Source organism: Microbacterium sp. GbtcB4 (assembly GCF_019091465.1).
GTDB classification, from domain to species: Bacteria; Actinomycetota; Actinomycetes; order Actinomycetales; family Microbacteriaceae; genus Microbacterium; species Microbacterium paraoxydans.
On the sequence record NZ_JAGXJJ010000008.1, the window covers coordinates 161,482 to 183,303 of the forward strand.

At 66.9% G+C, this 21,822-nt stretch carries 33 protein-coding genes; all 33 read left to right on the plus strand.

Annotated elements, in window-relative coordinates:
• Window positions 1-51 precede the first annotated feature (51 nt).
• The 33 genes from malF (at window position 52) to rplO (ending at window position 21,681) form a co-directional block, all read left to right on the plus strand.
• Window positions 52-1,656, plus strand: coding sequence for a maltose ABC transporter permease MalF (gene malF, locus KVS71_RS13870; RefSeq protein ID WP_105950330.1), 1,605 nt, complete (start codon window positions 52-54; stop codon window positions 1,654-1,656).
• Window position 1,657: 1 nt separating this feature from the next.
• A complete protein-coding gene (locus KVS71_RS13875; protein ID WP_217584831.1) occupies window positions 1,658-2,572 on the plus strand; it encodes a sugar ABC transporter permease in 915 nt (304 codons plus the stop codon).
• Between the two features lie 48 nt (window positions 2,573-2,620).
• Window positions 2,621-2,947 (plus strand): PadR family transcriptional regulator, encoded by a 327-nt coding sequence (locus KVS71_RS13880; protein WP_025102416.1) that lies wholly within the window; start codon window positions 2,621-2,623, stop codon window positions 2,945-2,947.
• Between the two features lie 2 nt (window positions 2,948-2,949).
• On the plus strand, window positions 2,950-3,600 hold the full coding sequence (locus KVS71_RS13885) for a hypothetical protein (protein WP_060921242.1): 651 nt from the start codon (window positions 2,950-2,952) through the stop codon (window positions 3,598-3,600).
• Between the two features lie 64 nt (window positions 3,601-3,664).
• Window positions 3,665-3,817: a hypothetical protein gene (locus KVS71_RS13890; RefSeq protein WP_167627836.1), complete on the plus strand. Its 153-nt coding sequence runs from the start codon at window positions 3,665-3,667 to the stop codon at window positions 3,815-3,817.
• A gap of 111 nt (window positions 3,818-3,928) precedes the next feature.
• Window positions 3,929-5,029, plus strand: a complete 1,101-nt coding sequence (locus KVS71_RS13895; RefSeq protein WP_105950328.1) for an ABC transporter — start codon at window positions 3,929-3,931, stop codon at window positions 5,027-5,029.
• Window positions 5,030-5,100: 71 nt separating this feature from the next.
• Complete coding sequence (locus KVS71_RS13900) at window positions 5,101-5,529, plus strand: hypothetical protein (protein WP_025102413.1); 429 nt, start codon at window positions 5,101-5,103, stop codon at window positions 5,527-5,529.
• Window positions 5,530-5,578: 49 nt separating this feature from the next.
• Complete coding sequence (locus KVS71_RS13905; RefSeq protein WP_217584832.1) at window positions 5,579-6,226, plus strand: spermidine/putrescine ABC transporter substrate-binding protein; 648 nt, start codon at window positions 5,579-5,581, stop codon at window positions 6,224-6,226.
• Window positions 6,227-6,453: 227 nt separating this feature from the next.
• A complete protein-coding gene (rpsL, locus tag KVS71_RS13910) occupies window positions 6,454-6,822 on the plus strand; it encodes a 30S ribosomal protein S12 (protein WP_018187369.1) in 369 nt (122 codons plus the stop codon).
• Between the two features lie 5 nt (window positions 6,823-6,827).
• On the plus strand, window positions 6,828-7,298 hold the full coding sequence (rpsG, locus tag KVS71_RS13915) for a 30S ribosomal protein S7 (protein WP_017201608.1): 471 nt from the start codon (window positions 6,828-6,830) through the stop codon (window positions 7,296-7,298).
• Window positions 7,299-7,394: 96 nt separating this feature from the next.
• Window positions 7,395-9,509, plus strand: coding sequence for an elongation factor G (gene fusA, locus KVS71_RS13920; protein WP_025102411.1), 2,115 nt, complete (start codon window positions 7,395-7,397; stop codon window positions 9,507-9,509).
• A gap of 166 nt (window positions 9,510-9,675) precedes the next feature.
• The gene (gene tuf, locus KVS71_RS13925; RefSeq protein WP_025102410.1) at window positions 9,676-10,869 is read left to right on the plus strand and encodes an elongation factor Tu; all 1,194 of its coding nucleotides are present in this window, start codon (window positions 9,676-9,678) and stop codon (window positions 10,867-10,869) included.
• Window positions 10,870-11,015: 146 nt separating this feature from the next.
• Window positions 11,016-11,228, plus strand: a complete 213-nt coding sequence (locus KVS71_RS13930) for a hypothetical protein (RefSeq protein ID WP_025102409.1) — start codon at window positions 11,016-11,018, stop codon at window positions 11,226-11,228.
• An 858-nt stretch (window positions 11,229-12,086) separates the two neighbouring features.
• A complete protein-coding gene (gene rpsJ / locus KVS71_RS13935) occupies window positions 12,087-12,395 on the plus strand; it encodes a 30S ribosomal protein S10 (RefSeq protein ID WP_017201594.1) in 309 nt (102 codons plus the stop codon).
• A gap of 8 nt (window positions 12,396-12,403) precedes the next feature.
• Window positions 12,404-13,063 (plus strand): 50S ribosomal protein L3, encoded by a 660-nt coding sequence (gene rplC, locus KVS71_RS13940; RefSeq protein ID WP_025102408.1) that lies wholly within the window; start codon window positions 12,404-12,406, stop codon window positions 13,061-13,063.
• A gap of 2 nt (window positions 13,064-13,065) precedes the next feature.
• Window positions 13,066-13,728, plus strand: coding sequence for a 50S ribosomal protein L4 (gene rplD, locus KVS71_RS13945; protein ID WP_025102407.1), 663 nt, complete (start codon window positions 13,066-13,068; stop codon window positions 13,726-13,728).
• A complete protein-coding gene (gene rplW / locus KVS71_RS13950) occupies window positions 13,725-14,048 on the plus strand; it encodes a 50S ribosomal protein L23 (protein WP_025102406.1) in 324 nt (107 codons plus the stop codon). The genes rplD and rplW overlap by 4 nt, the downstream gene beginning before the upstream one ends.
• Before the next feature lie 20 nt (window positions 14,049-14,068).
• A complete protein-coding gene (gene rplB, locus KVS71_RS13955) occupies window positions 14,069-14,908 on the plus strand; it encodes a 50S ribosomal protein L2 (RefSeq protein WP_025102405.1) in 840 nt (279 codons plus the stop codon).
• A gap of 12 nt (window positions 14,909-14,920) precedes the next feature.
• A complete protein-coding gene (gene rpsS / locus KVS71_RS13960; RefSeq protein ID WP_017201589.1) occupies window positions 14,921-15,202 on the plus strand; it encodes a 30S ribosomal protein S19 in 282 nt (93 codons plus the stop codon).
• A gap of 25 nt (window positions 15,203-15,227) precedes the next feature.
• Window positions 15,228-15,626, plus strand: a complete 399-nt coding sequence (gene rplV, locus KVS71_RS13965) for a 50S ribosomal protein L22 (protein WP_025102404.1) — start codon at window positions 15,228-15,230, stop codon at window positions 15,624-15,626.
• On the plus strand, window positions 15,626-16,378 hold the full coding sequence (rpsC, locus tag KVS71_RS13970; RefSeq protein ID WP_025102403.1) for a 30S ribosomal protein S3: 753 nt from the start codon (window positions 15,626-15,628) through the stop codon (window positions 16,376-16,378). The genes rplV and rpsC overlap by 1 nt, the downstream gene beginning before the upstream one ends.
• Window positions 16,378-16,797, plus strand: a complete 420-nt coding sequence (rplP, locus tag KVS71_RS13975; protein WP_025102402.1) for a 50S ribosomal protein L16 — start codon at window positions 16,378-16,380, stop codon at window positions 16,795-16,797. The genes rpsC and rplP overlap by 1 nt, the downstream gene beginning before the upstream one ends.
• Complete coding sequence (gene rpmC / locus KVS71_RS13980) at window positions 16,797-17,114, plus strand: 50S ribosomal protein L29 (RefSeq protein WP_217584833.1); 318 nt, start codon at window positions 16,797-16,799, stop codon at window positions 17,112-17,114. The genes rplP and rpmC overlap by 1 nt, the downstream gene beginning before the upstream one ends.
• Window positions 17,114-17,431, plus strand: a complete 318-nt coding sequence (gene rpsQ / locus KVS71_RS13985; protein WP_025102400.1) for a 30S ribosomal protein S17 — start codon at window positions 17,114-17,116, stop codon at window positions 17,429-17,431. Before rpmC ends, rpsQ begins: the two co-directional genes overlap by 1 nt.
• Complete coding sequence (rplN, locus tag KVS71_RS13990) at window positions 17,428-17,796, plus strand: 50S ribosomal protein L14 (protein ID WP_025102399.1); 369 nt, start codon at window positions 17,428-17,430, stop codon at window positions 17,794-17,796. Before rpsQ ends, rplN begins: the two co-directional genes overlap by 4 nt.
• Window positions 17,797-17,798: 2 nt before the next feature.
• The gene (rplX, locus tag KVS71_RS13995) at window positions 17,799-18,158 is read left to right on the plus strand and encodes a 50S ribosomal protein L24 (RefSeq protein ID WP_025102398.1); all 360 of its coding nucleotides are present in this window, start codon (window positions 17,799-17,801) and stop codon (window positions 18,156-18,158) included.
• Window positions 18,158-18,748, plus strand: coding sequence for a 50S ribosomal protein L5 (gene rplE / locus KVS71_RS14000; RefSeq protein ID WP_025102397.1), 591 nt, complete (start codon window positions 18,158-18,160; stop codon window positions 18,746-18,748). Before rplX ends, rplE begins: the two co-directional genes overlap by 1 nt.
• A 132-nt stretch (window positions 18,749-18,880) precedes the next feature.
• Window positions 18,881-19,279, plus strand: a complete 399-nt coding sequence (gene rpsH / locus KVS71_RS14005) for a 30S ribosomal protein S8 (protein ID WP_025102396.1) — start codon at window positions 18,881-18,883, stop codon at window positions 19,277-19,279.
• Between the two features lie 6 nt (window positions 19,280-19,285).
• Window positions 19,286-19,822 (plus strand): 50S ribosomal protein L6, encoded by a 537-nt coding sequence (gene rplF / locus KVS71_RS14010; protein WP_025102395.1) that lies wholly within the window; start codon window positions 19,286-19,288, stop codon window positions 19,820-19,822.
• 2 nt (window positions 19,823-19,824) lie between these two features.
• Window positions 19,825-20,184 carry a 50S ribosomal protein L18 gene (gene rplR / locus KVS71_RS14015; protein WP_025102394.1) on the plus strand — a complete coding sequence of 120 codons (360 nt, stop codon included), beginning with the start codon at window positions 19,825-19,827 and terminating at the stop codon, window positions 20,182-20,184.
• Window positions 20,181-20,879 carry a 30S ribosomal protein S5 gene (gene rpsE, locus KVS71_RS14020; RefSeq protein WP_025102393.1) on the plus strand — a complete coding sequence of 233 codons (699 nt, stop codon included), beginning with the start codon at window positions 20,181-20,183 and terminating at the stop codon, window positions 20,877-20,879. Before rplR ends, rpsE begins: the two co-directional genes overlap by 4 nt.
• Window positions 20,879-21,064: a 50S ribosomal protein L30 gene (rpmD, locus tag KVS71_RS14025; protein ID WP_017201575.1), complete on the plus strand. Its 186-nt coding sequence runs from the start codon at window positions 20,879-20,881 to the stop codon at window positions 21,062-21,064. Before rpsE ends, rpmD begins: the two co-directional genes overlap by 1 nt.
• Entirely contained in the window at window positions 21,064-21,681 is a 618-nt protein-coding gene (rplO, locus tag KVS71_RS14030) for a 50S ribosomal protein L15 (RefSeq protein WP_025102392.1), read from the plus strand. The genes rpmD and rplO overlap by 1 nt, the downstream gene beginning before the upstream one ends.
• Window positions 21,682-21,822 lie beyond the last annotated feature (141 nt).

The window sequence follows — 21,822 nt, forward strand, 5'->3', positions numbered from 1 at the left end:
TGCCGGGGCGGGCCGACCAGCCCGCCCCGGCAGGACCATGACGAGGACGACATGACAGACACCGAAGAGCGCACCGCGCCCCCCACTCCTCGGCAGCGCCAGGCGGCGAAGATCGCCGAGGCAGCCTCCCGACCGATCGGGTGGATGCTGCTCAAGATCCTGTTGCTGGCGATCGTGGACGCGATCGCCGTCTACGCCGTGTTCGTGTTGCTCGTGCAGCACGAGTGGCTGGTCCTCGGCCTCGTCGTCGCGGTGACGGTCCTCGTCAACTACATCTACTTCTCCCGCAAGCGCATCGCGGCGAAGTACCTCACTCCCGGCATCATCTTCCTGGTCCTGTTCCAGGTCTTCACGCTCCTCTACACGGGCTACATCGGCTTCACGAACTACGGCACCGGTCACAACGGGAGCAAGGAGCAGGCGATCTCGTCGCTGCTCGCCTCCGCGCAGGAGCGCGTCGAGGACTCTCCGACGTACCCCGTCACGGTGGTCGAGCAGTTCGGCACCTACGGCCTCCTCGTCACGGATCCGGAGGACGGCGATGCGCTCCTCGGCACGGCGGAGCAGCCTCTCGCCGAGGTCGACGCGGAGTTCGAAGGCGGCAAGGCCGTCGCCGTGGACGGGTGGACCACTCTTCCGCTCGCCACCGTCTTCACCCTGTCGGAGGAGCTGGAGCAGCTCTCCGTCCCGTTCAGTGACGACCCCAACGACGGCAGCCTCCGTGCCCCCGACGGTCAGAACGGCTACCTGTACGTCTCGACGCTGACCTACGACGCCGCTGCCGACACGATCACGGACACCGCGACCGGCACGGTCTACAGCGACACCGGCGACGGTGCGTTCACGGCGGAGGACGGCGAGCAGCTGCTGCCCGGCTGGCAGACCACGGTCGGCTTCGACAACTTCGTCCGCGCGGTGACCGACGAGTCCATCCGCGGTCCGCTCATCTCCGTCACCGTCTGGACCTTCGTCTTCGCGCTGGTGTCCGTCGCGACGACCTTCTTCCTCGGCCTGCTGCTCGCGCTCGTCTTCAACAACACGCGCATGCGCTTCCGCAACGGCTACCGGATCATCCTCATCCTCCCGTACGCCTTCCCCGCGTTCCTCTCCGCGCTCGTCTGGGCCGGGATGATGAACGAGAGCTTCGGGTTCATCAACCAGGTGCTGTTCGGCGGCGCGGCCATCCCGTGGCTCACCGACCCGGTGCTGGCGAAGGTGTCCGTGCTGCTGGTGAACCTCTGGCTCGGCTTCCCGTACATGTTCCTCGTCTGCATGGGCGCGCTGCAGGGCATCCCGGACGACGTGAACGAGGCCGCCGTCATGGACGGCGCGAACGCGTGGCAGATCTTCCGCCGCATCAAGCTGCCGCTGCTGCTGGTGACCGTGGCGCCGCTTCTGATCTCGTCGTTCGCGTTCAACTTCAACAACTTCAACCTGATCTACATGCTGACCAAGGGCGGCCCGCGCTTCAGCGACGTGTCGATCCCCGTCGGCCACACCGACATCCTCATCTCGATGGTCTACAAGGTGGCCTTCACCGGACAGACCCGCGACTACGGACTCGCCTCCGCCTTCACGATCCTGATCTTCGTCGTGGTCGCGACGATCTCGATCATCAGCTTCCGCAAGACCAAGGCCCTCGAGGAGCTGAACTGACATGAGCACCGTCCCCAGCACCGCCACCGCCACCGCCCACCGCACCGCTCCGCGGCGTCGTTCGTTCGGCGCCTGGTTCGCCGACACCGGCTGGCGTCATCTCGTCGCCATCGTGGTGAGCGCCTTCGCCCTCTTTCCGCTGCTGTACGTGGTGTCGGCCTCGCTCAACCCGAAGGGCACGCTCACCGGGTCGAACCAGCTCTTCTCGGCCATCGGGATCGACAGCTACGTGCGCATCCTCAGCGACCCGCAGAACCCGTACGGGACGTGGTTCCTGAACACGCTGCTCACCGCGGTCGTGACGGGCGCGGTCACCGTCTTCATCGGGGCCTGTGCGGCATATGCCTTCTCCCGCATGCGCTTCGCGGGCCGCCGCGTGGGGCTCGTCACCATCGTCGTCGTGCAGATGTTCCCGCAGCTCCTCGCGGTCGTCGCGATCTTCCTGCTGATGTCGACGCTGGGGGACTGGTTCCCGGCGATCGGCCTCAACACGCACACGGGCCTGATCCTCGTCTATCTCGGCGGCGCGCTGGGCGTGAACACCTACCTGATGTACGGCTTCTTCAACACGATCCCGAAGGAGATCGACGAGGCCGCCCGCATCGACGGCGCCGGGCACGCGCGGATCTTCTTCACGATCATCCTGCGCCTGGTCGCCCCGATCCTCGCGGTCGTCGGTCTGCTCTCCTTCATCGGCACGGTGAACGAGTACGTGATCGCCAGCGTCATGCTCGTCGACGTGGATCAGCAGACCCTTGTCGTCGGTCTGACCAAGCTCGTCGCGAACCCCCGCTATGCCGACTGGTCGGCCTTCTCCGCCGGCGCGGTCATGGCCGCGATCCCGGTCATGGTGCTGTTCCTCTTCCTGCAGAAGTACATCGTCGGCGGTCTGACCGCCGGAGCGACAAAGGGCTGATCGAAGAACCGCTGCCGCTATCCTGCGTCACATGCTACCTTGTGAGGCATGACAGCGGACGTCGGTGCGCAGATGCGCAAGGGAGTGGTCGAGTACTGCGTACTCGGTCTGCTCTCGCGCGAGCCCATGTACGGCTGGCAGCTGTCGGATGCACTCACCGGCGCCGGGCTGATCGCCAGCATCGGCACGCTGTATCCGCTCCTCGGGCGGCTACGCGACAACGGCTGGGTGACGACGTTCGACCGGCCGTCGGAGAGCGGTCCGGTGCGCAAGTACTACCGGCTCACGGATGCCGGTATCGATCAGCTCGCGCGCTTCCGGGCGCAGTGGGCGCCGTTCGCTCGTGCCGTCACGGGCATGGTGGGGGAAGGATGACAATGACCGAGAAGACCGCAGCCGAGCTGCGTGACGACTACCTGGCTCGGCTGGACGAGGCGATGCGGGGACTACCGCACGGTGTCGCGTCGGACATCCGCGGCGGGATCGCGGAGGAACTCGACGGGCTCGATGCGGAGGCGACCGCGGAGCGGATCGACCGGCTGGGGGACCCCCGAGGGATCGCCCGCGAGGCGGAGGACGAGGTGCCGACCGCGCCGCCCGTCGTGCTCCCTGCGCCCACGCCCGCACCCTCGGCTCCGCGCACGCCGACGACCGCGACGCGGGGCTTCGCGATCGCGGCCGCGCTCACCCTCAGCTTCGGCGGGATCGTGGTGCCGGTCGTCGGCTGGTTCGTGGGTGCGGTGCTCGTGAGCCTGAGTGCGATGTGGCGGACGTGGGAGAAAGCGGTTGCGATCCTGGTGCCCTTCGTCGCCACCGGGCTGACCGTCCTGATCGCATCGACGATGACCGGCTTCTCCACCGGATCGGCGTCCGGCAGCTCGACCGGCGGCGAAACCATGCCGGAGGTGGTGAACCCACTCGTCCCCTCCTTCGGGGAGTGGCACCTGCTCCTGCTTCTGGGGTTCCTACTGGTCCCGGCTTCCGGGCTCTGGCTGCTCTGGCGGATGCGCGGTCGTAGCGCCCGTTGAGCGACACCACCTCGACGCGGCGTTGCTCACGACCCTCGCGACGGCTCGGGCCTACGGTGAGACCATGGCACGGGTGGGTGGACGCAACCTCGGGATGAGCTGGTTCGCCGGCATCGTGTGTGCAGGGATCGTCGCCGGACTCGTCTGGCTCTCGCTGCCGATGGTGCCGATCCTCGCGCAGTTCGCCGGGGATGCGCTTCGCAGTACCTTTCCCTGAGCGGCGAAACCGCGGGACCACGCGTATGGCGACACGACGGCACGCCTGCGGAAGCGCCGGGACAGGCGGCGGTAATCTCGCACTGCACATCCCCGATGAGAGGCGCACCCCATGAGTGATCCCGAGGCTCGTCAGCCCGAGAAGTCGAACGACGTCGACGACGTCGTCGGCAGCGCGAACGCCGGTCTCGACGCCGCGGCGGCGGCCCGCGGAGATGTCCCCGGCCACGCCGACGACGCCCGTGCGGATGATTCCCGCGCCGCAGACGTCACCGCGGCCTCCTCCGAGCCAGTGGCCGACCAGGCCGCGACCCGGCAGGAGTCCGCCGTCGACCCCGATCTCGCCGCCTTCGAGGCCGCCGAGCGGGACCACCCCGGTACTTTCAGCTCCGCCGCCCCGATGCCCTCGCGCACCGACGGCGACCGCCGTGACGCGGACCTCCGCGACGCCGACCGCCGCGATGCGTCCCCCGAGACCTCGCTGTACGCGACGCCGGAGACCTCGCTGTACTCCACGCCCAGCAGTCACGCGCACGAGGAGTCGGCCATGGCCGGTGCGGCCTACGCATCGCACGCCGATGACACCGACACCCGGATCGTGCCGTCCGAACCGCTCACGAACGGCGCGGCCGCCGCACCGCAGCAGCCGCAGCCGATCTTCGTGCAGGCACCGGAGCCGCCGCGCGAGCGCGGCAACCGGGGTACCGCCGGGGCCATCGGCCTGCTCGCCACCGTCGCCTTCGCGCTGCTCTACCTCGCCACCACGCTCGGCCTCGGCGCCCTCGCGGGTGACGTGAACGGGGAGAACATCGGCGAGGCGCTCGTCGCCCCGCTCCTCACCTGGGGGTTCTGGACCCCGGTGGTCGTGTTCTTCCTCGGCTTCTGGCTCCTGGGAGCCATCATCAACCGCGGCCGCTGGGGCCTGTGGGTGGTGTTCGGCATCGTGGTCGGGCTGATCGCCTACGCCGGACACATCTTGGGCCAGCTCTTCGAGGCGCCCTTCTGGAAGCTCACGGCGTCGCAGGGTCTCGAACTCGCGGGTGACCAGTTGCTCGCCCCGCTGGCCATCGCGGCCTTCGTCTTCGCCCGCGAACTCACCATCTGGTTCGGCGCCTGGGTGGCCCGCAGCGGTGCCCGCAAGACCGAGCTGAACGAGGAGGCGCAGCGCGAGTACGAGCGCACCCTCGAGGCCGGTCCCACCCTGTCGAGGTAATCACGAACACCACCACGCCGAACCCCCGCGGGCCCGAGTCCGCGGGGGTTTCGGCTGTCCTGGCGGCGGTCATGGCCACCATCGCCTTCTTCGCCCTCGCGGTCTTCGGCCTCGGCGCCCTCAGCGTCGCCACCGACCGCGACATCATCGACGTCCCGGGCCTGGGGCAGGTCCCCGGGGTGTCCGGCATGGTCGCGGCCGTCGTCGTGTTCGCACTCACGCTGTGGGCGACGGTGCGGAGAGGACACGCCTCCTTCGGGTCTGCTCCCGTGATCGCGCTGCTCACGGCACTCGTGCACCTGGCCGCGGTCTGGATCGCCGTGCTCGTCGCGACGAGCGATGTGGTCGTGGCCACGGCCGTCGCCGGAGATCTCGTCCGCGGCGGCGCGAGCCTCGTGCTCCTCGCCGCCGCAGCGGTGGCCGCCTGGGGTGGGATAGCCCTCCGCCGGACGAGGTCCGCACAGCCGCGATGGCCGTGGGAGCGTGACGAGGGGGAGTGACACCCCGTAAATCCGCGCCGTGAGCGGCGACGCGCCGTACGCTGGTGGGGTGGAGCGCTCATTGGAGACGCAGGTCGACCAGGCCGTCGAGGCCTGGTTGCGCTGGGTGCCGCGCTGGGAGCCGGCGACCCACCGCGGAAGGACTGCGCCGTGCCGGCGCTGTCTCGGCTCGCCCGTCCTCGCCGCCGCAGGCATTGCGGGCACCACGCCGCACGGTGTCCAGCATGGGCTGTCGACGCGCATCAAGACGATCGTCGACCACGCGGTCGCGGAGTACACGGCGCGGAACCTCCCGACCCTGCAGCGCGAGCTCGATCAGCAGGCAGCGCGCAACCGCGCCCGCAGCTACCGGCCGACGGAGGACCTCGACCCCGAGTTCGAGGGCATGCCGCTGGATCCGGAGCCGGTACCCGGCGCCCCCTTCCTCTTCACGATCGCCGGTCTCGCTGACGATTCCGCTGCGGAGTTGCCGCCGCTGCCCCCGCTGTCGGACGAGGCGAAGACCGCTCTCCGGCAGGAGGTCGCCCTGGCCGACGAGTACGCGAACCTCGTCGGGCGCGAGATCTGCGGGATCCTGCTCCGACACCGGATCACGATCCAGGCTGCAGTGTCGCGACATGTCGAGCCGCAGATCGAGGCGCTTCTCGCCGAGCTCACGGAGTCGCTGGACTCGCCGTTCGACCCCGACACCCCCTGACTTCGGGTGGCGCGGGGGAGTGCGGCCATCATTTGACCGTCAGGTTACGCGGCATTACACTTGATCAGGTGTGTGCACGTCCTGACGTGCGCGCTGGGCGTCGGCACCTCGCCGGTCCGCCCCCACGGCATACCCACCAAACCAAAAGCTCGTCGGTTCCGGCGTGCCGGTGGGTCATGATGTGAAACCCATCACGCTGTCACCGTGCAGCACTATGAGGAGAGAACGTGCCAACCATTCAGCAGTTGGTTCGCAAGGGTCGCTCGCCCAAGGTCACCAAGACCAAGGCGCCAGCGCTCAAGGCGAACCCGCAGCAGGCCGGGGTCTGCACCCGCGTCTACACCACCACCCCGAAGAAGCCGAACTCGGCGATGCGCAAGGTCGCTCGTGTGAAGCTCCGCAACGGGACCGAGGTCACCGCGTACATCCCCGGTGAGGGCCACAACCTGCAGGAGCACTCCCTGGTGCTCGTCCGCGGCGGTCGTGTGAAGGACCTCCCCGGTGTGCGTTACAAGATCGTCCGTGGCGCTCTGGACACCCAGGCCGTCAAGAACCGTAAGCAGGCTCGTTCCCGCTACGGCGCGAAGAAGGGTTGAGTTAGATGCCTCGTAAGGGTCCCGCCCCCAAGCGCCCCGTCGTCAACGACCCGGTCTACGGCGCTCCGATCGTCACCTCGCTGGTGAACAAGATCCTCGTCGACGGCAAGAAGTCGCTGGCCGAGTCGATCGTCTACGGCGCCCTCCGCGGTGTCGAGGCGAAGAACGGCCAGGACGCCGTCGCCACCCTGAAGAAGGCGCTCGACAACGTGCGCCCCACGCTCGAGGTCCGCAGCCGCCGCGTCGGTGGCTCGACCTACCAGGTTCCGGTCGAGGTCAAGCCGCACCGTGCGAACACTCTCGCGCTGCGCTGGCTCGTGAGCTACGCCAAGGGTCGTCGTGAGAAGACGATGACCGAGCGTCTCCAGAACGAGATCCTGGACGCGTCGAACGGCCTGGGTGCCGCGGTCAAGCGCCGCGAGGACACCCACAAGATGGCCGAGTCGAACCGCGCGTTCGCTCACTACCGCTGGTAACCCCTTCGACGGGCTCAGGGACCCTTCCGCGTTCCTGGGCCCGTCGCACCCCCTCTTCGCAGTACACCTGCTGCTCCAAAAGATAAGGACACTCCTGTGGCACAAGACGTGCTCACGGACCTGAGTAAGGTCCGCAACATCGGCATCATGGCGCACATCGATGCCGGCAAGACCACGACGACCGAGCGCATCCTGTTCTACACGGGCGTCAACCACAAGCTCGGCGAAACGCACGACGGTGCGTCGACCACCGACTGGATGGAGCAGGAGAAGGAGCGCGGCATCACGATCACGTCTGCCGCCGTGACCTGCTTCTGGAACAAGAACCAGATCAACATCATCGACACCCCCGGTCACGTGGACTTCACGGTCGAGGTGGAGCGTTCGCTCCGCGTCCTCGACGGTGCGGTCGCCGTGTTCGACGGCAAGGAGGGCGTCGAGCCCCAGTCCGAGACCGTGTGGCGTCAGGCCGACAAGTACAACGTGCCCCGCATCTGCTTCGTCAACAAGATGGACAAGCTCGGCGCGGACTTCTACTTCACGGTCGACACGATCATCAACCGCCTCGGCGCCAAGCCGCTGGTGCTGCAGCTCCCGATCGGTGCCGAGAACGACTTCGTCGGCGTCATCGACCTCGTCGAGATGCGTGCTCTGGTGTGGCCCGGCGATGCCAAGGGTGACGTGACCATGGGCGCCTCCTACGAGGTGCAGGAGATCCCGGCCGACCTCAAGGACAAGGCCGAGGACTACCGCCAGCAGCTGCTGGAGACGGTCGCCGAGACCGATGAGGAGCTTCTCGAGAAGTTCTTCGGCGGCGAGGAGCTCACCGTCGCGGAGATCAAGGGCGCCATCCGCAAGATGGTCGTCGCCAGCGAGATCTACCCGGTCCTCTGCGGCTCCGCCTTCAAGAACCGCGGTGTGCAGCCGATGCTGGACGCCGTCGTCGACTACCTCCCGTCCCCGCTGGACGTGCCCGCCATCGAGGCGCACGACCCGAAGGACGAGGAGAAGATCATCGAGCGTCACCCCGACGCGAAGGACCCGTTCGCGGCCCTGGCCTTCAAGGTCGCCGTGCACCCGTTCTTCGGTCGTCTGACGTACGTGCGCGTCTACTCGGGCGAGCTCGAGTCGGGCGCCCAGGTCATCAACTCGACCAAGGGCAAGAAGGAGCGCATCGGGAAGATCTTCCAGATGCACGCCAACAAGGAGAACCCGGTCGACAAGCTGACCGCCGGCAACATCTACGCCGTCATCGGCCTGAAGGACACCACCACCGGTGACACCCTCGCCGACATCGCGCAGCCAGTCGTCCTCGAGTCGATGACGTTCCCGGAGCCGGTGATCGAGGTCGCGATCGAGCCGAAGACCAAGGCCGACCAGGAGAAGCTGGGTCTCGCGATCCAGAAGCTCGCTGAGGAGGACCCGACCTTCCGCACGGAGCTCAACCCGGAGACCGGTCAGACGACCATCAAGGGCATGGGCGAGCTGCACCTCGACATCCTCGTGGACCGCATGAAGCGCGAGTTCCGCGTCGAGGCGAACGTCGGCAAGCCGCAGGTCGCGTACCGCGAGACGATCCGCAAGGCCGTCGAGAAGCACGACTATACGCACAAGAAGCAGACCGGTGGATCGGGCCAGTTCGCCAAGATCCAGTTCAACATCGAGCCGCTCGAGCTCGACGGCGAGAAGACGTACGAGTTCGTGAACGCGGTCACCGGTGGCCGCATCCCGCGCGAGTACATCGGCTCGATCGACGCCGGTTTCCAGGACGCCATGAATGTCGGTGTCCTCGCGGGCTACCCGATGGTGGGCGTCAAGGCGACCATCGTCGATGGTGCGGCGCACGACGTCGACTCCTCGGAGATGGCGTTCAAGATCGCGGGCTCCATGGGCTTCAAGGAGGCCGCGCGTCGTGCCAACCCCGTGCTGCTCGAGCCGCTGATGGCCGTCGAGGTCCGTACTCCGGAGGAGTACATGGGCGACGTCATCGGCGACCTGAACTCGCGTCGTGGCCAGATCCAGTCGATGGAGGACGCCGCCGGCGTCAAGGTCGTGCGCGCCGCGGTGCCGCTGTCCGAGATGTTCGGCTACATCGGCGACCTGCGCTCGAAGACCTCGGGCCGTGCCGTCTACTCCATGGAGTTCGACAGCTACGCCGAGGTCCCGCGCGCGGTGGCCGACGAGATCGTCCAGAAGGCCAAGGGCGAGTAATCGCTCTTCTGGGAGCCCTGGGTGCTGAGCAAGTCAAAGCACCCGGGGTTCCCAGGTCACCTACAACTTCACATTCCCTCTCTACTAAACTGAGAACCTAACCCGTAGAGAACCGGTCGCAAACCAGTGCCCGGCACCTCTACAACGACGTCCTGAGGAGGACCCAGTGGCTAAGGCCAAGTTCGAGCGGACCAAGCCGCACGTCAACATCGGAACGATCGGTCACGTCGACCACGGCAAGACCACGCTCTCCGCAGCGATCTCGAAGGTGCTTGCTGACAAGTACCCGTCCGACACGAACGTGCAGCGCGACTTCGCTTCCATCGACTCGGCGCCGGAAGAGCGCCAGCGCGGTATCACGATCAACATCTCGCACATCGAGTACGAGACCCCGAAGCGCCACTACGCCCACGTTGACGCCCCCGGCCACGCCGACTACGTCAAGAACATGATCACGGGTGCGGCGCAGATGGACGGCGCGATCCTCGTCGTCGCGGCCACCGACGGCCCGATGGCGCAGACGCGCGAGCACGTTCTGCTCGCCAAGCAGGTCGGCGTCCCCTACCTGCTCGTCGCGCTGAACAAGTCCGACGCGGTCGACGACGAGGAGATCCTGGAGCTCGTCGAGCTCGAGGTTCGCGAGCTGCTCTCGAGCCAGGGCTTCGACGGCGACAACGCTCCCGTCGTCCGTGTCTCCGCTCTCAAGGCCCTCGAGGGCGACGAGAAGTGGGTCGACGCGATCCTCGAGCTCATGCAGGCTGTCGACGACAGCGTTCCGGACCCGGAGCGTGACCGTGACAAGCCGTTCCTCATGCCCGTCGAGGACGTCTTCACGATCACCGGTCGTGGCACCGTCGTCACGGGTCGTGCCGAGCGTGGCACCCTGGCCATCAACTCCGAGGTCGAGATCGTGGGTCTGCGCCCGACGCAGAAGACGACCGTCACCGGTATCGAGATGTTCCACAAGCAGCTCGACGAGGCATGGGCCGGCGAGAACTGTGGTCTGCTCCTCCGCGGCACCAAGCGCGAGGACGTGGAGCGCGGCCAGGTCATCGTGAAGCCGGGTTCGGTCACGCCGCACACCAACTTCGAGGGCACGGCCTACATCCTGTCCAAGGACGAGGGTGGCCGCCACAACCCCTTCTACACGAACTACCGTCCGCAGTTCTACTTCCGCACCACGGACGTCACCGGCGTCATCTCGCTGCCCGAGGGCACCGAGATGGTCATGCCCGGCGACACCACCGACATGACGGTCGAGCTGATCCAGCCGATCGCCATGGAGGAGGGCCTCGGCTTCGCCATCCGTGAGGGTGGTCGTACGGTCGGCGCCGGTACGGTGACGAAGATCATCAAGTAAGCAACCGCTTCCTCGCAGAGGGGTCGAGCCTTCGGGCTCGACCCCTCTGTCGTTTCCGGGTCGAGGGTTCCGTCGCCCGGTTCCGCCCGGCACAATGAGGTGTCCGGCGCGATCGTCGGAAGCACACACCTCCGAAGGGGATTCACATGGGTATCGAGGACGCCGTCAACAAGGGCAAGGACCTGTACGAGCAGAACAAGGACAAGCTGGCCGAAGCGGTCAAGAGCGAGCAGGCCGAGGACATCAGCGACAAGGTGCTCGACGGCGTCGCCGACTTCGCGAAGAAGATCGCGCCCGGTGCCGCCGAGAAGATCGATGAGATCCGCGAGAGCGCCGACAAGAGCGTGGGCAACGAGTAGATCCCGACATCTCCGTGGAGAGCGGCGGTCCCGAGAGGGGGCCGCCGCTCTTCCGTGTCGAGGGGACGCATGGCGCCCTCGGATGTGGCGGATTCTCGAAGACATCGAGTAGGATCGTGTCGACCGCCTGGGGATCTTGCGGTCGGGGTGCCGAAGGGGTTCGGCTCCCGAATCACGCGGGTTCATCCGCGTTCACACTGGGGAAAGCGATCTTGGGGATCATCGTGCGACGCGCGCACTCTCTGCGCCTGAGCGTCTCCCCGCCCGCGCGGCGGGTCTTCCGCCGCGCCCTCGGTCGAGGCATCCGGCGTCCCTTCACGCTGGATTCCTCGCGTTCGGTGTGCCCCCTCGCACCGGACGCCCTCCCCAAGCGGGGCGAGGCATGGGGATGCCTCGCCCCGCGCTCCTCCGCGGGCTGAGGCGCCCGGGAAGAGGCGTTCACTGGGAGTCCGGTGAGCGCGACACGCCCGGGTTTGCAGAAGTGAAATCCGTCGTGGCAGAATAGACAGGTTCGATATTCCGTCGCCGCTGTGCGTGCGCCGGATCACTGCCAGGGCAGTGCATAGACGGCGCCTCCTCCGGGAGGCTGCAGGGTTCTAGGCCGCGGGCAGCAGAACACAATCCCGACACCTTCATCATCGAGGGCACTGCCGTGCGCGGCGGGCGTCGGGCATCCGTCACCTTCGGGTGTGCGGCTGACAGCAGAACAGTGGTGCAGCCTCTTCGACAGGCTCCCTGACCGCGAGGTCGAGAGCCGGAGAAGACGAGTGCCGAGGCGCGAACAGCGCCGACGTGCGTCCAATGCCCCAAGGCCACCCGGTCTCGGACGGTAAGACGCTTAAAGAGAGAGAGCAGACAATGGCGGGACAGAAGATCCGCATTCGCCTGAAGTCGTATGACCACGAGGTCATCGACACGTCCGCACGCAAGATCGTCGACACCGTGACCCGTGCGGGCGCGACCGTCGTCGGACCCGTGCCCCTTCCGACCGAGAAGAACGTCGTGTGCGTCATCCGGTCGCCCCACAAGTACAAGGACAGCCGCGAGCACTTCGAGATGCGCACCCACAAGCGCCTGATCGACATCGTCGACCCGACGCCCAAGGCTGTCGACTCGCTGATGCGTCTCGACCTTCCGGCCGACGTCAACATCGAGATCAAGCTCTGAGGTCCGCCATGGTTGACATCAACTCCAAGGTTTCCAAGGGCATGCTCGGCACCAAGCTCGGCATGACCCAGGTCTGGAACGAGAACGGCAAGCTCGTTCCCGTCACCGTCATCGAGCTCGCGCCGAACGTGGTCACCCAGATCCGTACCCCCGAGAAGGACGGCTACAACGCCGTGCAGATCGCGTACGGTCAGATCGACCCCCGCAAGGTGAACAAGCCCCTCTCGGCTCACTTCGAGGCTGCCGGCGTCACGCCGCGTCGTCACGTGACCGAGGTCCGCACGGCCGACGCCGCCGACTACACCCTGGGCCAGGAGCTCACGGTGGACGGCACGTTCGAGGCCGGCCAGCTCGTCGACGTCGTCGGCACGAGCAAGGGCAAGGGCACCGCCGGTGTCATGAAGCGCCACAACTTCAAGGGCGTCTCGGCATCGCACGGTGCACACCGCAACCACCGCAAGCCCGGCTCCATCGGCGCATCGTCGACCCCGAGCCGCGTATTCAAGGGCATGCGCATGGCCGGCCGTATGGGTGGCGAGCGCGTGACCGTCCTCAACCTCACGGTGCACGCCATCGACATCGAGAAGGGACTCATGCTCGTCAAGGGCGCCGTCCCCGGTGCTCGCGGCCGCATCGTCTACGTCCGCAACGCAGTGAAGGGTGCCTGATCATGGCTGACTCCACTCTCGCGCTCGACGTCCTCAAGGCAGACGGCAAGAAGGCAGGCTCCGTCGAGCTTCCCGCCGCGCTGTTCGACGTCAAGACGAACATCCCGCTCATCCACCAGGTCGTCGTCGCGCAGCTCGCGGCGGCTCGCCAGGGCACGCACTCGACCAAGCGTCGTGGCGAGGTCTCGGGCGCCGGCCGCAAGCCCTTCAAGCAGAAGGGCACGGGTAACGCCCGTCAGGGCTCGATCCGCGCGCCGCACATGACCGGCGGTGGCATCGTGCACGGCCCGAAGCCGCGCGACTACTCGCAGCGCACCCCCAAGAAGATGATCGCTGCCGCCCTCCTGGGCGCGCTCAGCGACCGCTTCCGCGGTGACCGTCTGCACGCGATCGACACCTTCGGCACCGACGGCGCGCCGTCGACCAAGGCCGCCGCGGGCTTCCTCGCCCAGGTCGCCACGTCGAAGAACGTCCTCGTGGTCATCGAGCGCGGCGACGAGCTCGCGCTCAAGAGCATCCGCAACCTCGGCCACGTCCACGTGCTGACGTTCGACCAGCTCAACGCCTACGACGTGCTCGTCTCCGACGACATCGTCTTCACCCAGGCCGCGCTCGAGGGCTTCATCGCCTCCAAGTCCGGCGCCAACCAGGAGGTCTCCGCATGAGCGAGCAGGCATCTGTTCTCCAGACGGCCCTGAACAAGGACCCGCGCGACATCATCCTGAAGCCGGTCGTGTCCGAGAAGAGCTACGGCCTGATCGACGAGGGCAAGTACACCTTCCTCGTCGACCCGCGCGCTTCGAAGACCGAGATCAAGCTCGCCATCGAGAAGATCTTCGGCGTCAAGGTCGCGTCCGTCAACACGATCAACCGCGTCGGCAAGGCCCGTCGCACCCGCTTCGGCACCGGTAAGCGCAAGGACACCAAGCGCGCCATCGTGAGCCTGAAGTCGGGCACCATCGACATCTTCACGGCAATCGGCTGATCCGGGGGATAAGGACAATCATGGCTATTCGCAAGTACAAGCCCACGACCCCGGGCCGTCGCGGCTCGTCGGTGGCTGACTTCGCCGAGATCACCCGATCGACGCCGGAGAAGTCGCTGCTGCGCCCGATCTCGAAGACCGGTGGTCGCAACAACCAGGGCCGCATCACGACCCGTCACATCGGTGGTGGCCACAAGCGCCAGTACCGCGTCATCGACTTCCGTCGCAATGACAAGGACGGCGTGAACGCCAAGGTCGCTCACATCGAGTACGACCCCAACCGCACCGCGCGCATCGCGCTGCTGCACTACTTCGACGGCGAGAAGCGCTACATCCTCGCGCCGGCGAAGCTGAAGCAGGGCGACATCGTCGAGTCCGGCCCCGCGGCGGACATCAAGCCGGGAAACAACCTCCCGCTGAAGAACATCCCCACGGGTACCGTCATCCACGCCATCGAGCTCCGCCCCGGCGGCGGCGCGAAGATGGCGCGCTCGGCCGGTGCGTCGGTCCGCCTCGTCGCCAAGGACGGCCCCTACGCCCAGCTGCGTCTGCCCTCCGGTGAGATCCGCAACGTCGATGCGCGCTGCCGCGCGACCATCGGCGAGGTCGGCAACGCCGAGCAGTCGAACATCAACTGGGGCAAGGCCGGCCGCATGCGCTGGAAGGGCGTCCGCCCGACCGTCCGCGGTGTCGCGATGAACCCGGTCGACCACCCGCACGGTGGTGGTGAGGGCAAGACGTCCGGTGGACGTCACCCCGTCTCCCCGTGGGGTCAGGCCGAGGGCCGCACCCGCCACGCCAACAAGGAAAGCGACAAGTACATCGTGCGTCGTCGCAACGCCGGCAAGAAGCGCAAGTAGGAGTAAGAGAAGATGCCTCGCAGTCTCAAGAAGGGCCCCTTCGTCGACGAGCACCTGCTTCGCAAGGTGGTCGTGCAGAACGAAGCCGGCACGAAGAACGTCATCAAGACCTGGTCCCGCCGGTCCATGATCATCCCGGCCATGCTGGGTCACACGATCGCGGTCCACGACGGTCGCAAGCACATCCCCGTGTTTGTCTCCGAGACCATGGTCGGTCACAAGCTGGGCGAGTTCGCGCCCACCCGCACCTTCCGCGGCCACGAGAAGGACGACAAGAAGGGCCGCCGCCGCTGACGCGGTGGCGATAGAGGAGAGAGAAATGGTGGAGTCCATCGCACGCGTGCGACACATCCGCGTGACCCCTCAGAAGGCTCGTCGTGTCGTCGCGCTCATCAAGGGCAAGCAGGCCCAGGAGGCTCTGGCGATCCTGAAGTTCGCTCAGCAGTCCGCCAGTGAGCCGATCTACAAGCTTGTCGCGTCGGCCATGGCCAACGCGCAGGTCAAGGCGGATCGTGACGGCGAGTACCTCGACGAGCAGGACCTGTACGTGAAGAACGCGTACGTGGACGAGGGCACGACGCTCAAGCGTTTCCAGCCCCGTGCACAGGGTCGCGCTTTCCAGATCAAGAAGCGCACGAGCCACATCACGGTCGTGCTCTCGACGCCGGAGGCGGCTCCTGCTGCGGCCGGCGACAGCAACAAGAAGGCGAGCAAGTAATGGGACAGAAGGTCAACCCGTACGGCTTCCGCCTCGGCATCACCACGGACCACGTGTCGCGCTGGTTCTCCGACTCGACGAAGCCGGGTCAGCGTTACGCCGACTACGTGGCCGAGGACATCAAGATCCGTCGCCTGCTGCAGACGCAGCTCGACCGTGCCGGCGTCTCGAACATCGAGATCGAGCGCACCCGTGACCGCGTCCGCGTCGACATCCACACCGCCCGCCCGGGCATCGTGATCGGTCGTCGTGGTGCAGAGGCCGAGCGCATCCGCGGCGACCTCGAGAAGCTCACGGGCAAGCAGATCCAGCTGAACATCCTCGAGGTCAAGAACCCCGAGGCCGACGCCCAGCTGGTCGCCCAGGGCATCGCCGAGCAGCTCTCGGCTCGTGTGGCGTTCCGCCGCGCGATGCGCAAGGGTCTGCAGGGCGCGCAGCGCGCCGGCGCCAAGGGCATCCGCATCCAGGTCTCGGGCCGTCTCGGCGGCGCCGAGATGAGCCGGTCGGAGTTCTACCGCGAGGGTCGTGTGCCGCTGCACACGCTGCGCGCGAACATCGACTACGGCTTCTACGAGGCCAAGACCACCTTCGGCCGCATCGGCGTGAAGGTGTGGATCTACAAGGGCGACCTCACCGCCAAGGAGCTCGCGCGCGAGCAGGCCAACGCGCCGAAGTCGCGCCGTGACGACCGTGGTGACCGCCGCCGTGCCCCGCGCAACGAGGCACCTGTTGCAGAAGGAGCTTCGGCATAATGCTCATCCCCCGTAAGGTCAAGTACCGCAAGCAGCACCACCCGGGGCGCTCGGGTCAGGCCACCGGCGGCACGAAGGTCTCCTTCGGCGAGTTCGGCATCCAGGCCCTCACCCCCGCGTACGTGACGAACCGTCAGATCGAGTCCGCTCGTATCGCGATGACCCGTCACATCAAGCGTGGCGGCAAGGTGTGGATCAACATCTACCCGGACCGTCCGCTCACGAAGAAGCCTGCCGAGACCCGCATGGGTTCCGGTAAGGGTTCCCCCGAGTGGTGGGTCGCCAACGTCAAGCCGGGCCGCGTCCTCTTCGAGGTCGCGGGTGTCGACGAGCAGCTCGCTCGCGAGGCACTGACCCGTGCAATCCACAAGCTGCCGCTCAAGGCACGCATCATCAAGCGCGAGGAGGGCGACGCGTAATGGCGATCGGCACCAAGGAGCTCGCTCCGGCAGAGCTCGACACGTTCGAAGACCAGCGCCTCGTTGAGGAGCTGCGCAAGGCCAAGGAGGAACTGTTCACCCTCCGTTTCCAGTCGGCCACCGGCCAGCTGGAGAGCCACGGCCGCATCCGCGCCGTCAAGCGCGACATCGCGCGCCTCTACACGGTGATCCGCGAGCGCGAGCTGGGCATCCGTGCGACGCCCGCTCCGGTCGAGGCTCCCGCGAAGAAGGCGACCAAGTCGAAGGCGAAGAAGGCGGACGCCGCCGAGGACGCCCCGAAGGAAGAGGCTGAGTGATGGCCACCAAGAAGGAAGCCGCCGTCGAGGCTGAGCACGCCGCTCACGACGTGCGCGACGCCGACGCCCGCGGGTACCGCAAGGCCCGTCGTGGCTATGTCGTCAGCGACAAGATGGACAAGACGATCGTCGTCGAGGTCGAGGACCGCGTGAAGCACCCGCTTTACGGCAAGGTCATCCGCCGCACGTCGAAGGTCAAGGCGCACGATGAGGCGAACTCCGCCGGCATCGGCGACCTGGTCCTGATCAACGAGACCCGCCCGCTGAGCGCCACCAAGCGCTGGCGTCTGGTGGAGATTCTGGAGAAGGCCAAGTGATTCAGCAGGAGTCCCGTCTCAAGGTCGCCGACAACACCGGCGCCAAGGAGCTGCTCACGATCCGCGTCCTCGGTGGCTCGCGCCGCCGGTACGCCGGTCTGGGCGACACCATCGTCGCGACCGTCAAGGACGCGATCCCCGGTGGCAACGTCAAGAAGGGCGACGTCGTCAAGGCGGTCATCGTCCGCACCAAGAAGGAGACCCGTCGTCCCGACGGCTCCTACATCAAGTTCGACGAGAACGCCGCCGTCATCCTGAAGAACGACGGGGAGCCCCGCGGCACCCGTATCTTCGGGCCGGTCGGCCGTGAGCTTCGCGACAAGAAGTTCATGAAGATCGTCTCGCTGGCACCGGAGGTCATCTGATCATGGCGAAGATCAAGAAGGGCGACCTGGTTCAGGTCATCTCGGGCGCCAAGCCCGAGCGTGGTGGCGACCGCGGCAAGCAGGGCAAGGTCCTCGACGTCCTCGTCGAGCAGAACCGTGTCGTCGTCGAAGGCGTCAACTACGTCACCAAGCACACGCGCGTCGGTCAGACGCAGCGTGGCACGAAGACGGGTGGCCTCGAGACCGTCGAGGCGCCCATCCACATCTCGAACGTCGCACTCGTCGACCCCTCGACCAAGAAGCCGACCAAGGTCGGCCACCGGGTCGAGGAGCAGACCAAGGACGGCGTGAAGCGCACCGTCCGCGTGCGCTTCGCGAAGAAGAGCGGTAAGGACCTCTGATGGCAACGACCGACGCTGCGGTGGCTGGCAAGATCCAGCCCCGCCTGAAGGCGAAGTACAACGCCGAGATCAAGAAGGCTCTGCAGGACGAGTTCGGCTACGAGAACGTCATGCAGATCCCCGGCCTGGTCAAGGTCGTCGTGAACACCGGTGTCGGCGAGGCTGCTCGCGACAGCAAGGTGATCGATGGTGCGGTCGACGACCTCACCAAGATCACCGGCCAGAAGCCGATCGTCACCAAGGCCCGCAAGTCCATCGCGCAGTTCAAGCTGCGTGAGGGCCAGGCCATCGGTGCGCACGTCACCCTCCGAGGCGACCGTGCGTGGGAGTTCGTGGACCGCCTGGTCTCGCTCGCGCTGCCCCGCATCCGCGACTTCCGCGGTCTGTCGGCCAAGCAGTTCGACGGCAACGGCAACTACACCTTCGGTCTCCAGGAGCAGAGCGTGTTCCACGAGATCGATCAGGACAAGATCGACCGCGTCCGTGGTTTCGACATCACCGTCGTGACCTCGGCGAAGACGGACGACGAGGGCCGGGCACTGCTCCGTCACCTCGGCTTCCCGTTCCGCGCGGACGACGCCCAGGCGTGACCCTTCGACGGGCTCAGTGGTCTCGTGTCACTGAGCCCGTCGATGTGCACGTACAATTGAAGATTGCGTGCTCATCGCAGGCCGTCTGTCGTGTAACGGCAGCCGGAACCTCATGAACGAAAGTAGACAACAATGACAATGACAGACCCGGTCGCAGACATGCTGACCCGTCTGCGCAACGCGAACTCGGCGCACCACGACACCGTGACGCTGCCGTCGAGCAAGCTCAAGACGCACATCGCAGAGATCCTCCAGCAGGAGGGCTACATCGCCGGTTGGGAGACCTCCGACGCGCGCGTGGGCAAGAACCTCACGCTGACGCTGAAGTACGGCCCGAACCGCGAGCGCTCGATCGCGGGCATCAAGCGCGTGTCGAAGCCCGGCCTCCGCGTGTACGCGAAGTCGACCGAGATCCCCACGGTCCTCGGCGGCCTCGGCGTGGCCATCCTGTCCACCTCCTCCGGTCTCCTCACGGACCGCCAGGCTGAGCAGAAGGGCGTGGGCGGAGAAGTTCTCGCCTACGTGTGGTAATCCGAAATGTCGCGTATTGGACGACTTCCCATCGACGTTCCCGCGGGCGTGACCGTTTCGGTCGACGGCCGTGAGGTCGCGGTGAAGGGCCCCAAGGGTGAGCTCACCCTCACGGTGGCCAGCCCCATCGAGGTGTCGGTCGAGGAGAACCAGGTTCTCGTCACCCGCCCCGACGACGAGCGCGAGTCCCGGTCGCTTCACGGCCTGACCCGCACGCTCATCAACAACAACATCATCGGCGTGACCCAGGGCTACACCAAGGGTCTCGAGGTCGTCGGCACCGGTTACCGCGTGCAGCAGAAGGGCAACTCGGTCGAGTTCGCCCTCGGCTTCTCGCACCCGGTCCTGGTCGACCCGCCCGCCGGCATCACGCTCACGGTCGAGGGCACGAACAAGCTCACCGTCAGCGGGATCGACAAGCAGGCCGTCGGCGAGGCGGCTGCGAACATCCGCAAGATCCGCAAGCCCGAGCCGTACAAGGGCAAGGGTGTGCGCTACGCCGGCGAGGTCGTGCGTCGCAAGGCCGGAAAGGCTGGTAAGTAACCATGGCTGTGAAGTCGAAGTCCGACGCCCGCGCGCGTCGTCACGCCCGTCTTCGCAAGAAGATCGTGGGCACCGAGGTGCGTCCGCGCCTCGTCGTCAACCGTTCGGCGCGTCACGTCTTCGTGCAGCTCGTCGACGACAGCAAGGGCCACACGGTCGCCTCGGCCTCGACGCTCGAGACCGACCTGCGTTCGCTGGATGGCGACAAGACCGCCAAGGCCCGCAAGGTCGGCGAGCTCCTCGCCGAGCGTGCGAAGGCCGCAGGCGTTTCCGAGGCAGTGTTCGACCGTGGCGGCAACCGCTACGCGGGTCGTGTCGCCGCCATCGCCGACGGCGCCCGTGAAGGGGGTCTGGCACTGTGAGTGACAACAAGGAGAACGAAGTGACCGAAGCGGCTGCTGCCACTTCCGAGACGGCCGCCGGCACCGCGCAGGCTGAGCCCACTCGCGACCAGCGGGACGGCCGCCGCGGCGGACGTGACCGCAACCAGGGCGGCCGCGACCGCAACTCGCGCGACCGCGGCGACAACCAGTTCCTGGAGCGCGTCGTCACCATCAACCGCGTCTCGAAGGTCGTGAAGGGTGGTCGTCGCTTCAGCTTCACCGCTCTCGTGGTCGTCGGCGACGGCAACGGTCTGGTGGGCGTCGGCTACGGCAAGGCCCGTGAGGTCCCCCTGGCGATCTCGAAGGGTGTCGAAGAGGCGAAGCGCAACTTCTTCCGCGTCCCGCGCGTCGGCAGCACCATCCCGCACCCCGTGCAGGGTGAGTCGGCCGCCGGTGTGGTGCTCCTGCGCCCCGCCGCCGCCGGTACCGGTGTCATCGCCGGTGGTCCGGTCCGCGCCGTGCTCGAGTGCGCCGGCATCCACGACGTGCTGTCCAAGTCGCTCGGCTCGTCGAACACGATCAACATCGTGCACGCGACGGTCACCGCCCTGAAGGAGCTCGAGGAGCCCCGCGCCGTCGCCGCACGTCGTGGTCTCGAGTTCGACCAGGTCGCCCCGGCCCGGCTCGTCCGCGCCGAGGCCGAGGCCATCGCCGCACAGAAGGTAGGTGCCTGATGGCCGCGCGACTCAAGGTCACGCAGATCAAGTCCAAGGTGAGCGAGAAGCAGAACCAGCGCGACACGCTGCGCAGCCTCGGTCTCAAGCGGATCGGTGACACCACCGTCCGCCCCGACGACGCGCAGACGCGCGGCTACGTCAAGACCGTCGCCCACCTCGTCAAGGTTGAGGAGATCGACTAATGGCTGAGAAGAACGAGGCCGTCGAGGCCGAGAAGGCCACCAAGAAGGCGGCGGCTCCCAAGGCCGACGCCGCCAAGAAGCCCGCCGCGAAGAAGGCACCGGCCAAGACCGCTGCCGCCGACGCCAAGGCCGACGGCTCCGCCAAGGCTGCGCCGAAGAAGGACGCCCCGGCGTCCCGCCCCGGTGTGCTGAAGGTCCACCACCTGCGTCCCGTCCCCGGCTCCAACACCGCGAAGACCCGTGTCGGTCGCGGTGAGGGCTCGAAGGGCAAGACGGCCGGTCGCGGCACGAAGGGCACCAAGGCCCGCAACACCGTGCGCGTCGGCTTCGAGGGTGGCCAGATGCCGCTGCACATGCGCACGCCGAAGCTGCGCGGCTTCAAGAACCCGTTCCGCGTCGAGTACCAGGTCGTGAACCTGGAGAAGCTCGCGGAGCTCTACCCCCAGGGTGGCGACGTCACCGTGAGCGACCTGGTCGCCAAGGGTGCGGTTCGCAAGAACGAGAAGGTCAAGGTTCTCGGAGGCGGCGACATCGCCGTGAAGCTCACCGTCGCGGTCGATAAGGTCTCGGGTTCTGCCGAGCAGAAGATCGTGGCTGCGGGCGGATCCGTCAAGTAACCACTGCGGAAGAGGGGTCGGAGATTCTCCGGCCCCTCTTCTGGTTCGGCGGGGGAGAAGCCGACCGCTCGCATTCCCCGGACCTCGGAGTGGGTTACCCTGGTGTTTCAGCCGCCCCTCGAGGGTTCGGCCACCTTTTCA